Genomic DNA, 12,101 nt, shown 5'->3' on the forward strand with positions numbered 1-12,101 from the left:
TGCAATTGAAGTAGCGAAAGTTGCCGTTGCAGAAGGTGTTGCTAGAGAGAACTTAAGTGATAACGATATTAAGATTGCAGTGAAAGAAGCAATCTGGGAACCAGAGTATCGCCAAATAAAAGCGGTAGAAAAGGTTAGAATATAGAGAAAAAGCCCGTATGTAATAAGGGGTACTGTCACTTAACCATTAAGCTATTTTGAAAAGTAACTGAACAATTAAAGCATCCAGAGGGGTGCTTTTTTTACGGATTGATTAACAGGAACGTACCAGGAGCTGTATCAGATAACAAAATCCATGCCATATTATTCAATAGGGATCGATGAAGAAGGTACCTTAGGATATCTTTTCTATTAATTATTAGTTACATATTATTTTTTGTGTACTTTTGTTGGATATGATGATGTCTAAAGTACTTCCTTTGCTAAAAATAAACACCACTTATAAGGAAGCGAACCCGAATAGTGGTACATGAAAAAAACACCTCCTGAATTCGCATACTAAGTATGCAAATTCAATGGAGGTGTTTTTGCACCACATTGCCATCAAGCTAAGAAAAGAGATTAACCCAAAACTTCGCATAATATGTGAGAAAAAAGGAGAGATAAAGGTATTTTAACCTTATCTCTCTTTTTCTATATTAAGGTATTTCTGATAAGGAGTTGATTAGTTATTGCTATTTATAAGAACGTGAAGAAGTGTTGATATCGGTTGGAACTGTGGTAAAGGTTGAAGGGGGAATCCAAGGATATATCAGAGATGTGCATGATGATTTGGCGCAGGGTTATTAATCCATCTTCTATGAAATCGTGGGATTATATAAGAATTTATTATCCTAGAGATTTTAAAATAAAACCTACCTAATTATAGACGTGATTTGAACGTAAGGAAATTGTAAGAAATGCATAAGAAAAAAGAAATTTTTATTATGTAGGATACAAATATAGAGAAGCACAAAAGAGGGGGGATAAATAGGATTTATTTATACGAAAACCAAACTAGTAATAAGTGCATTCTAAATAAAAAATCATTTATGGTACTAACATACATGTGAAAAGGAGAGGTTTTACCGTTTGTTGCGACAGAATGGTGCTTGTAAAAATAATCAATATGAAGATGATTTCTGTGTAATTAGTAAGAAATAATATACAACCGCCGATACTATATGAATAGAGGGGAAGAGTGTCTTATCAAAATATATAATTAACTCCCATTTGCAGATTTAGCACTTTTCATTGCCGGAACTCCTTATTATACCTAACACCAACCGCAATGATAAAAACAGGTTCCACTCAAAATATACTTAGTTCATTACAAATAAGTACTCAACGAGATCGTACCTCTGTCGAACAAGCAATGCGAGATACATTGCAACTTGGATATCCAGGGATACTTGCTAAAACTTCCGAGGGTAGAAAAATATGGGGTATGCAGCTGGTATAGCGGATATAAGAACTAAGAAACCCATGAAAACAGATTTTTGCTTTCGTATATGAAGTGTAACGACTTAAACAAATTATTTTCTTATTTGCTTAGTGGCAAATTACAGAAAGAACAGCAACTAAAAAAATACTCACTACAGTTCCTACAGGAAAGGGAGGAATCAATGGATATGTTCTAGGAATCTATGAAACTATACTTCCTAACTGTGTCCCGATATGGGGACATACAGGTGTATCCCAGGATTTGATACTTTTGCTGGAGGGACACATGGAGGTAGGCATATGTTGACCGTCAATTTGAACAGTATGGGTAGAGCCGAGAATCCTGGTCTTTTTAAAAGTATTCTACTTGTTGAATTTAGACAATAGGGATAAAGGCGGAATAGTAGTTTATGTGATGTTTGTAATTGAACAAATAAAAGATGAAATTGATCATTTATCTAAGGAGGCATTTTTCTTATGGAAAATAAATTATCTGGGGTGTTAGCAGCTACCTTGGCTCTAACGATGAGCCTACCAACAGGAGCGATAGCGTCTTCTAGCAGTAAGACTTCGGTTGTAGCTAGCCAAGAAGTTGCTAGCAAAGAATTGGAGAAGATTGCTGCAGAGGACGCCGCACTGCTCACGAAGTCCTATGAGACGACTAGCGTACAGTATGCGCTGATTGATAATGGTAAACTTATTTTGTCGGGGCAGACAGGTAAGAACGACATAGAAGGGAAAGAACCACTAACCAAAGATACTCTATACGGAATAGGTTCAACCAGTAAAGTATATACGGCTGCGGCTGTTATGAAACTAGTAGACGAAGGAAAGGTTGATTTGGATGCTCCTGTTGCCCGCTATATTCCTGATTTCAAAATGAAAGATAAACGATATAAGCGTATTACAGCGCGTATGCTGTTGAATCACTCCTCGGGTTTGCAAGGTTCCACGTTCAATAATGCATTTTTATTTAAAGATAATGATGCTTATGCCCATGATATCTTGTTGCAACAATTGTCCAACCAAAACTTGAAGGCAGACCCTGGCGCGTTCTCAGTATACTGTAATGACGGTTTTACAATGGCTGAGATCTTGGTAGAAAGAGTCAGTGGTATGAGTTTTACTGAATTTCTACATCAAAAGTTTACAGAGCCATTAGAATTGAATCATACGATAACATCGCAAGACAAATGGGAAGACGAAAAGCGGGCGGGGCTGTATTCTCCGACATACCAGGGACAGCTTCCAAGAGAAATGGTGAATGTGATTGGTACGGGAGGAGTCTCTTCTACTGCAGAAGATGTGGTGCGATTCTCACAAATATTTATGGGACAGGGAAAAGAAATTCTCTCTAATAAAGCAGTCAAGGCGATGGAACAAGAAGAATATAAAAAAGGAATGTGGCCGGGAGATAGCGGAAGTGTGTTCAACTATGGTCTTGGCTGGGATAGTGTGAAACTATACCCATTCAGTGAATATGGGATAAAAGCGTTGACTAAGGGTGGGGATACGATACTGCAACATGCTACATTGGTCGTGCTTCCAGAACAGAAGATGGCAGCAGCTGTATTGTCCTCCGGCGGCTCCAGCATTACAAATCAACTGTTGGCAAACAAATTACTGCTAGCTAGGCTTAAAGAGAAGGGGACAATTAAGGATATAAAACCAGATAAATCCTTCGGCAAACCAGTCAAGGCTAAAGTACCTCAAGACGTGGTAAAAAAAGCGGGTTTTTATGGAAATAGCCGCAGCCATTTTAAAATAGAAATTACGAAGAAGGGAGAACTGTTTTTACCAACTAAGCCGGAAGAAAAATATGTATATACGGCGGATGGAAGCTTTATAAATGAGAAGGGTACCTCCAAGCTTAACTTCGTTACTGAGAAGAATGGAAAAGTTTATTTAAGAGAGAGCACATATGAATTATCGCCGGGATTGGGGCAAAATGTGCTGACTCAATATTTAGCCCAAAAATTAGAAAACAATGTGTTACCGAAGAAAACGGCTGCTGCATGGGTGAAGCGTGAGGGTGGCAAGTTCTACCTCGTTAACGAAAAATTTAATTCTATGAACTATCTAGGACAACTAATGCCTCTTAACACAAAAATTACGATCAAGGATGGGTATTGGGACGGCAAGAAAATTACGGGTCCAAATTCGGCAATGCATCAAATTCAGATTCCCGTGATGAATGGGCGGGATACGAAGGAAGCTCATTTCTATACAGAGAATGGTGATGAATATATGGAGATGGCCAGCTTTTTATACGTCAGTGAATCTAACGTGAAATCCCTTGATGCAGGTCAATTATCGAAAGTTGCACTGCAAGAAAATGGGCATGCCAAATGGTTTACGATTCCGCAAACGGCAGCAGGGAAAACAATGACTGTGGAGTTGCCATCAGGAAGTTCATTCGCGGTGTATGATGAAAATGGAGTATGCGTCAATTTTACCGTTGTTAGTGACAATAACAAAGTGAAACTACCAGAGAACGGAACGGTTGTATTTGCTGGCGCACCGAACGCAGAATTTACAGTCGCATTGAACTAGCTACAACTCGGGGTAGACTTTAATAAAACAGTATGACTTGGAAAAGATATTTTATTTGTATCTTAAGTATTCCCTTAAATGATATCACACTTAAATTCTTAACTTAATAGCAATGGGATAGCACCACATGCTCATCAAGCTAGTAAAATTAAATACCCTCAAAATAGTAAAATTGACATGCCTAGAGTAAAAATGTAAAAAATTATTGTTTAGGGGGCAGGATAAAGCCTTAGCTCGATAGTGATGTGGTGCTACCCCTATATCATCATGATAAAACTGTATTTAATTAATAAATAGGATAAGTGAGGCATCCAGAGGGATGCTTTTTCTTTTGACATAGAAATCCCCTTGGTGACTATATTTTAAATATAATTAATAAATGAGATACGTGAAATTTTATAATGTGTGTAGAGATAAGATTGGATTTAATACAATTAGGGAAGAATGGCACATAAGATGGTGGATTAAAAATATTTATTTTTATACAAATGGAGGAGTGTTATGAACGCAGTTTTTAAAGAGTTTAAGCAGACCTTAGACGCATTAAGTGCTGCCAACATATATTTAGATTGCTTAGTGCAAACTAAAACGTATCTGCAGTTTCTAATACTTGTCATATTTTGTATTATTACAGTTTACATACCTTTCCCTTCATTTACGCTTAATTATATAAATGAATTAGATCTACTAATGCAATACATAATTAAATCCGTTTATTTTTCTTTTCCTATTTCACTAGTTTTCCTATTTATAATGAGAGATCAACGATCCTTGTTTTCTAAAAAAATCACTTTCCAGCAGCTAAAAATTTCTTTTTTCTGTGCTTTCATTATTTATGCTATTATGTTGTTATTTTTAGCCGTACTAATATCTTTTACAACATTCAAAGGAACATCTAATCCTATTGGAAATGAAGGGATTACTAATATGCTTCACAAAACGCCTGGGATTGTAATTCAATTAATCGGAGAAAACATTATGTTTGTATCTATATTGTTCTTTTGGCATAAGATCATACGCTCCTTCAAAATAAGCCCCATAGCTTCTATTACAGCCTCTTTAATATTGCCTGGAAGCTCATTTGGATTACTCCATCTCTCTACGTATAACTATAATTGGGTACAATGTTTAACTATCATTGGAATACCAGCTATCGCTCAAATGATTTTCTTTCTAATATTTAAAAATATTCATATGGGATACATACTTCACTTCAATTACAATTTAATCATTATACTTTTTAACTATATAGCTTCAATTTAAAATAATTTACCACTAAAAATAAAAGAAAAGGCACCCCTGCTGCAAGGTACCTTTTCTAAGGGGTATAACTCATTAGCTAAGCGGCCGTTGGTTAAGTATACCGCTTAATCTATTACATGAGTTATAATTTTATTATACATTGATCATAACAAAAATATTAACAATGGTGAAATTAACTTTAATTATTTATCATTTTAGGGGGAGCACCACATGCTCATCAAGCTAACATTTTGAAGTGCCCCCAAAGTGAAAAATTTCATCTTTTCATAGGTGTCCATAAGAATTGAGCCCATTTTTTACATTTTGTGGGTATTTGTATTTCTTAGCTTGATAGCGATGGAACGTTTCCCCTTTTAGAACAAAAAAATAGGATTCCCCTGGCTAGGAGAATCCTATTATATACCTTAAAATTATAATAAATAATGGCATAAATAAATTATTTTATCAAGTGAAAATCAGTGATCACAGCTTTTTTCGTACCAATATTGACACCTAGCAAGCGTTAAATGAATATAAAGGCTTTTCTTTAAGTAGCTCAAAAAAGAAGGAATTCTTGCCGTACCCCTTTTTGAATTCCGTTTCTATAACTTGGGAATCCCATGATTATGGAAAAATTCTATAATTCTACTTATTTGAATGCTTTTCCGATGGGATATTCCGCTGCAACTCATTAATAAATTTATAAGTTAATGGAGCTTTTTCTTCTAACTCAGCCTTCGTGTCTGGACCAGCATAAAAATAGGAAAAGGCTTCGGCGAAATATTCTTCCTTGTAATCGAAATATGGATTGTCATTAAAATCATCATGCTCCAAAGCGTGAATTTCAGTAAACTTATTTGAATAACTAATATTGTCAAATACATAACGATCAATGGAATGGGCCGTTTCATGCAGCTCAAGGCTTACAGAACTATGCATCTTTTTATAGCTGTAACCGATTCGAGCAACAACCGTCTGCCCACCTGCACCTGGCACATCATCCCACGTATATGGAGTATGTTCCCATCCCCTAGGAACGGTTCCCCTTAAATATTCATACTCCGGCAAATCAGTAAGAGGGAAATTAATCAGTTTAACCTGAACTCCCTGTTTATGCATGGTGATCAATATATTAGTTGGGATGCTCCAGAGACGATCAACCATATTATGGGTCTCTTCACGATCAAATTCACCCTTTGTTTCAACCGTCACAATCCTTTCAAGAACATTGTTCATTTTAAGTGATTGGGTAGTTCCGGATTCTCCAAATGCAGCAGTAGAAAATGAGAATGTTAAAACTGTGGTCAATAATAACGCGGAAAATACTTTTTTCAATAAGTTCCTTTTCATAAGCTCCTCCTAAATTTAGTATTTTATAGTTAAATATTTGACAATTAATTCTTTTTCCCTTTATAGGGTACGACACATGCCCATCAACTTAAGAAAACAAATCCACCCCAAAACGAAAAAAGAGCTTTTTTATTACAAGTTAGGACAAAATCTCGTTCTGGGAGAGTTGTATTTTCTTAGATTGATAGCGATGGGGTAGTATCAAAAACACGAATTTCGTACGCTAGGCAAAACTTCATAAAGAAAAATTCGATTTTCTAGATGGGTAAGAATTATACAGTGTTGTAGGTAGAAAACATATCCAGATAATTTAAATCCGCTCATATTAATTTGGTCAATAATCTTTAAGGGAATCCACTCTAGTAAGTTGGGTAATGAAGAAAAGCCTTGAATCTTATTAAAATATAAAAGGAGTAGAAAAAATTTTCTACTCCAATCTCTTTTTGGTAATTTGTATTTTATTTCATTTTAAAAATGTACTTTATACTTTGATATTCAATATCTTTAATGCTATGATAATTTTTTTAATAGCTATGACCTATTAATCCTCATAATCTTCAATTGCACTTTTCAATTTTCTAGATAAGAACTCATAGAAATCTTTAGCTTCGAGTACTGTCTTCTTACTTACAAAATCCCACGTTACCACTGGGCATTCACTATTTACAAGACTTGATGTATCTAGGCAATATACGTATTCACCTACATCCCATATCACAACATAACTGTTAGGAAGTCCCATTTTACGATGCACTCCAGTTTCTGAAAGTAGTGGTGAATTATCTATGTAACCTGCACATGTTAAATCTATTCCGAGTATACATCCGCCACCGTAATGCTTTAAAAATCAGCGATAGCTATCTGGAAATTTACAATCTAATCTTTTTTCAAGTTGGTTAATAAATTCATCTTCAACTCCTCCAAAAAAATTTCCTTTTTCCTCCCGTTCGGAAAAAATGTTAGCAATCCATTCCTTCTTTTATTTTTGATAATCTTGTGCTCTTTGTTTCCAGTAATACTCACGAAATCTCTCATACTGAGCTGTTAAAACTGGATCATTTCTAAAACTATCTCCATCCTCAATTGTACCATGAAGCTGCTTTGAGTATTTCCGATGTTTACTAGCCGATAATTCAACCATGCTTCCTGGTTCTCGCTGAGTCGTATGGTGCAGTTGAATTTGTGTATCATCCTTGTAAAAAGGATTCCTCTCTTTTTTTGCTAGTTCTAAATTTGATAAACCTTTCGCTTGCGGGTTTGATGATACATAATTCCAATCAATATCTTTCATCTGATATACACGTCTATCTAAATTTTCGTTATAAAGGAATAGATGGAAAAGAGACTGTAACGAGACATGGCTATGAGGAGTATATCTCAACTGATAAAAATAAAGTTATTTCACACGTAGCAGTTCTTGCCTTCCCAAATGTAAATTTACATTGCATAATGCCTGTATTTTTAATAGAAATACAAGCGAGTAAGTTTACACGAAAAACAAACGAAGAAGGAGCGGATTCTTCATTACTTAAAAAAGAACAAGTGTCTCGTTGTGGACACTTGTTTTTCTTTTCTACTAGAGAAATATATGTACAAAGTACAAATTGGTACGAGATTAGAGGAATATATACTTTACATTAAGTAATATATAAGTTACATTTATATAGGAGGTTGCATATGAAAAATCACGTGAAGCTTGCTCGAGTAAAAGCAGATATGACCCAGCAGCAATTAGCTGAGGCAGTTGGGATTACCAGACAAACTGTTAGCCTTATTGAAAAAGGGAAGTACAATCCTTCATTAAAGTTATGTTTACAAATTTGTTATGCGACAGATGCAACATTAGACGAAATCTTTTGGATAGAACAGGAGGATTATGAATGAAGAAAATTACAGATGAAAGACTTGTACTAAGGAATCTACAAAATATCCGTATTCTATTCTTTGTACAAACTATGGGTATACTCTGCATTCTTGGATATGATTTGATACATGGCGGTTTTGAACATATGCGTGATAATCCGCTATGGATGCTATTTATTATCACTTCGGTCGTGTCAGGTTATTTATCCATGAGCATCAATGTGCAGCAAGAACATACGAAAAAGAATCCTAAAAAATCACTCCTTACAAGTTTACTCGTATTGGTAGTGATTGTACTTGGCACATCTTACCTTACATCGATCAGCCCAGAATCTAGTACAAGAGATGGGCTACTGTTAGGCATTATCTTATTTATTTGCGGACTCATTCCAATATTGTATGTTTATAAGTTACGAATGAAACAACTTGCTGATTTAGAAGAGGAATAATACATATTTATATACTTTTACTCGTACTACCAAACCACTTGGACACTTGTCTAAGTGGTTTGTTTTTTGTGAAATTTGTTGCAACTCGACTAGTGAAATCGAAAACAGTACAGTAACAACATGTTTGAATGATAGACTCGTAATTACAATTATGACTTCTTATATTTATACAACCCTTCTGAAAATTCCCAGAAAACATAAATTTCTATTCACTAGCAGTTTATGTTTAATCAGCAAGAAGCATATACAATAAATAATTCTATTTTAGATAACACCCAACCACTCAAAAAATCCAGTCATAAAAAAAGAGGGAGAAGGCATCTTTTATTGAAGTTTGTTTATAATAGTTTTTTAATTTGTTAGGGGGAATCGTAAAGGAGATTAGTGATCTCTTTGATAATTTTTATTTTCCTTATAGTATTTGGCATATTGTATTAAAAAATTCAAATTTTGAAGGGAGAAAGAGATTATCAAGTTCAATCAAAAATCGAAATTCCTCTATGGAAAGAACAATTAAAAGAACGAGGTCACGTTGATTATCGACTATATCCAAAGTTAAATCACTTCTTTACAGAAGGAGATGGGGAATTAAGTAAACCGGATGAATAGTATAGTCCTGCTAAAATCCCTGAGTATGTTATAAATGATATTGCTGCTTGGGTGCAAGGAAGATTGAAATAAAATTAGAAACCATATTTTTTAATAGAGGTCACGATACATGCTTATCAACTTAAGGATGGAAATTAAATATGTTTTTGTTCAAATAAACTAAATAAAGGGGTGTTCTTTATGTGTACTAGTTTGACATTACAGACAAAAAGCGGTCAGCATCTTTTTGCAAGAACGATGGATTTTACATTAGATTTCAATCAAGAAGTAATAATAGTTCCTCGAAGTTATCAATGGAACAATATAACTGGTGAAACCATCGAGGCGAAACAAGCTGTTGTCGGGATGGGGATTAACCATCAAGGAAGGATAATACTGGCGGACGGAGTAAATGAATCAGGTATGACATGTGCAACACTCTATTTTCCAGGATTCGCTACTTATAGTAACAGTATAGATGATAATAAAACGAATCTGGCTCCATTTGATTTTGTGGCATGGAGTCTCACACAATTCAATTCTGTCGAAGAGTTAAAGAAATCTGTAGATAGTATTTCTTTTTTGGATGTACCATTACCTGTTTTAGGAGTTGCTCCACCGCTACATTGGATTTTAGCGGATAAATGGGGAGATTGTATTGTGCTAGAGCCGACAACTGAAGGACTAAAAATATATGATAATCCTCTTGGGGTAATGACCAATAGTCCTGAGTTTAACTGGCATTTACAAAATTTAAGACAATTTATTGGTCTTAAATCGCATCCATATGCACCAACACAATGGAGTGATTTGCCGTTAAGTGCTTTTGGACAAGGATCAGGTTCGATGGGACTACCTGGGGATTTCACCCCACCATCAAGGTTTGTGCGGGCAGCATTTTGGAAACAAAATATTCAAGGTATAGATAACGAAGAAGAGGGGGTATCGGCCATATTTCATATCTTATCAACTTGCGAGGTTCCAAAAGGTGGAGTGATAACGGACGAAGGTACATTAGACAATACCATCTATACAAGTGCAATGTGTATGGAATCCGGTACATATTATTACCATACCTATGATTGTAGACAAATTATAGCTATTCATTTATTTCATGAAAATTTAGATACAGAAGAAATAAAAACATATCCGTTCCACAGGAAGCAGAAGATATTTTATGAAAACTAATTAGATTTAGAAGAACATTTAAAAAAGCAAACTTAATTAAGTTTGCTTTTTTATAATAGACGATACCCCGTTACCCTCAACCTAAGAAAATAAGTCACCCCCAAAACGATTAAAATAAATTTCATATAAAAACATAAAATTTCCATTTAGAGGGTACTTTAAAATCTTATCTTGATAGCAAAACATATCCTTATATATAAGGGTTTTACCTAAAATAGTTCGCCAGTCATTACAGTCATAAACTCCTTAAAAAACTGTTCATAATTCATTTGTATTGCAATCCTGTGTTTTGGACGATTACCGAATGTTTCTGGTTCAAAGGTAGATCTAAAATCTCCTATACTTTGTCCTCTTACAGTATCAAGTACATTAACTGTGACTGCTGATTGATGGTAGGTAAAAATATCATCACGATTAATCGCAATTAAAGTAAGTGCATCATGAACCGGGCTACCTTGTATTCCAGGAACTTTTTTTTGATAAAATTGATAATAGTAATAGTCTAAAAGAGGCTTTAAAAATTTTGTTTTCCCTTTAGAGTGGATATAATTGACCATTTCCGGTGTTACAATAGCCGATTGTGTAACATTCAAAGGATAAATTGATAGATTCTTTGCGTATCTCATTACAATATTGGCTGATCCCGGATCGCCATAAAAGTTAGCTTCAGCAATGGGAGTAACATTTCCTGGATATAGAAAAGCTCCTCCCATAATATAATAAGAATGTACATATTCCATCACATCACCATAAAGGAGAAATAGAGTTGCAAGTGAAGTGAGCCGTCCGGTATTCACGATAATAAGTTCATTTTTATGCTGCTTAATAAGTGTGAGAACCTCAAAAAAATTCTCAAATGTCTGTATCTCTAGTCCTGGATAAATGGGCCCTATCCCAAATTTACCGTGAACTTCTGGATAAAAAGTTTCAGCTTCTGAAGACATGGAATGCTCCGCCCCACCAAAAACTTTTACATATTCTTTACCTACACTTTTAAGTAAAAAGCGAACATTTCTAACAACTTCAGCTTTAGGTACGTTCCCATAGTCTGCAACAATTCCTATAACATCAATTTTATCTGTCAAATGAGCATATATGATAGCTATCGTATCGTCAATTCCGAAATCCCCAAAAAACAGTACTTTTCTCCCCATACAAAATTGCTCCTTAATTTTACTAGTTTTCAAAACGGATTATAATTATGTATCGTAGGATAAGATTGTTCTCATGTTTTTTTGTAATACGGTATATGAATGAACTCATCAAGTTAACATACACTTTCGTCAATAATGAGCAAATTCCTTTTGTATGAAATGAAATAGTATGGAATTACTAACCTTAACAAGTTTTTTCTGATATCCTATACTCATTATGTGGTCCTCAAAATGAATAAATTACATTATTCTTTCTGTAGAATTATAGGTAAGGAAAACGTATTTTTGCTAT

Annotated in this window: 8 protein-coding genes and 3 pseudogenes; 7 read left to right on the forward strand and 4 right to left on the reverse strand. The window is 34.7% G+C overall.

Annotated features, from left to right (window positions below):
* The first annotated feature begins 1,270 nt into the window (after nt 1-1,270).
* The 3 genes and pseudogenes from RBB48_RS26090 to RBB48_RS26100 all read left to right on the forward strand — a co-directional run bounded on the left by RBB48_RS26090 (nt 1,271) and on the right by RBB48_RS26100 (nt 5,238).
* Nucleotides 1,271-1,809: pseudogene (locus RBB48_RS26090) on the forward strand (serine hydrolase).
* A gap of 90 nt (nt 1,810-1,899) precedes the next feature.
* Nucleotides 1,900-3,975 (forward strand): serine hydrolase domain-containing protein, encoded by a 2,076-nt coding sequence (locus tag RBB48_RS26095; RefSeq protein ID WP_306008341.1) that lies wholly within the window; start codon nt 1,900-1,902, stop codon nt 3,973-3,975.
* A 501-nt stretch (nt 3,976-4,476) separates the two neighbouring features.
* Entirely contained in the window at nt 4,477-5,238 is a 762-nt protein-coding gene (locus RBB48_RS26100) for a hypothetical protein (RefSeq protein ID WP_306008342.1), read from the forward strand.
* Nucleotides 5,239-5,862: 624 nt separating this feature from the next.
* Here RBB48_RS26100 and RBB48_RS26105 read toward each other — a convergent pair.
* The 3 genes and pseudogenes from RBB48_RS26105 to RBB48_RS26115 all read right to left on the reverse strand — a co-directional run bounded on the left by RBB48_RS26105 (nt 5,863) and on the right by RBB48_RS26115 (nt 7,858).
* Nucleotides 5,863-6,567 carry an anthrax toxin lethal factor-related metalloendopeptidase gene (locus tag RBB48_RS26105; RefSeq protein WP_306008343.1) on the reverse strand — a complete coding sequence of 235 codons (705 nt, stop codon included), beginning with the start codon at nt 6,565-6,567 and terminating at the stop codon, nt 5,863-5,865.
* 541 nt (nt 6,568-7,108) lie between these two features.
* Nucleotides 7,109-7,402, reverse strand: a pseudogene (locus RBB48_RS26110) (SMI1/KNR4 family protein); the annotation flags it as partial.
* Between the two features lie 144 nt (nt 7,403-7,546).
* A complete protein-coding gene (locus tag RBB48_RS26115; RefSeq protein ID WP_306008344.1) occupies nt 7,547-7,858 on the reverse strand; it encodes an HNH/ENDO VII family nuclease in 312 nt (103 codons plus the stop codon).
* A 386-nt stretch (nt 7,859-8,244) separates the two neighbouring features.
* On the opposite strand from RBB48_RS26115, the gene RBB48_RS26120 reads away from it, so the two are divergent.
* The 4 genes and pseudogenes from RBB48_RS26120 (at nt 8,245) to RBB48_RS26135 (ending at nt 10,655) form a co-directional block, all read left to right on the forward strand.
* Entirely contained in the window at nt 8,245-8,451 is a 207-nt protein-coding gene (locus RBB48_RS26120; RefSeq protein ID WP_000788736.1) for a helix-turn-helix transcriptional regulator, read from the forward strand.
* Complete coding sequence (locus RBB48_RS26125) at nt 8,448-8,879, forward strand: hypothetical protein (protein ID WP_000724354.1); 432 nt, start codon at nt 8,448-8,450, stop codon at nt 8,877-8,879. The genes RBB48_RS26120 and RBB48_RS26125 overlap by 4 nt, the downstream gene beginning before the upstream one ends.
* A 447-nt stretch (nt 8,880-9,326) precedes the next feature.
* Nucleotides 9,327-9,560: pseudogene (locus RBB48_RS26130) on the forward strand (alpha/beta hydrolase); the annotation flags it as partial.
* A gap of 108 nt (nt 9,561-9,668) precedes the next feature.
* Entirely contained in the window at nt 9,669-10,655 is a 987-nt protein-coding gene (locus RBB48_RS26135) for a choloylglycine hydrolase family protein (RefSeq protein ID WP_306008345.1), read from the forward strand.
* A gap of 209 nt (nt 10,656-10,864) precedes the next feature.
* On the opposite strand, the gene RBB48_RS26140 is transcribed toward RBB48_RS26135, so the two are convergent.
* The gene (locus RBB48_RS26140; RefSeq protein ID WP_098146232.1) at nt 10,865-11,809 is read right to left on the reverse strand and encodes a nucleoside hydrolase; all 945 of its coding nucleotides are present in this window, start codon (nt 11,807-11,809) and stop codon (nt 10,865-10,867) included.
* Between the last annotated feature and the right edge of the window lie 292 nt (nt 11,810-12,101).

The organism is Bacillus sp. MMSF_3353, assembly GCF_030733445.1.
GTDB lineage: Bacteria > Bacillota > Bacilli > Bacillales > Bacillaceae_G > Bacillus_A > Bacillus_A wiedmannii.

What these genes read in the sequence shown, in the direction of transcription:
- RBB48_RS26095 (WP_306008341.1), top strand. Translation starts at nt 1,900, where the DNA reads ATGGAAAATAAATTATCTGGGGTGTTAGCAGCTACCTTGGCTCTAACG.
- RBB48_RS26100 (WP_306008342.1), top strand. Translation starts at nt 4,477, where the DNA reads ATGAACGCAGTTTTTAAAGAGTTTAAGCAGACCTTAGACGCATTAAGT.
- RBB48_RS26105 (WP_306008343.1), bottom strand. Translation starts at nt 6,567, where the DNA reads ATGAAAAGGAACTTATTGAAAAAAGTATTTTCCGCGTTATTATTGACC.
- RBB48_RS26115 (WP_306008344.1), bottom strand. Translation starts at nt 7,858, where the DNA reads ATGAAAGATATTGATTGGAATTATGTATCATCAAACCCGCAAGCGAAA.
- RBB48_RS26120 (WP_000788736.1), top strand. Translation starts at nt 8,245, where the DNA reads ATGAAAAATCACGTGAAGCTTGCTCGAGTAAAAGCAGATATGACCCAG.
- RBB48_RS26125 (WP_000724354.1), top strand. Translation starts at nt 8,448, where the DNA reads ATGAAGAAAATTACAGATGAAAGACTTGTACTAAGGAATCTACAAAAT.
- RBB48_RS26135 (WP_306008345.1), top strand. Translation starts at nt 9,669, where the DNA reads ATGTGTACTAGTTTGACATTACAGACAAAAAGCGGTCAGCATCTTTTT.
- RBB48_RS26140 (WP_098146232.1), bottom strand. Translation starts at nt 11,809, where the DNA reads ATGGGGAGAAAAGTACTGTTTTTTGGGGATTTCGGAATTGACGATACG.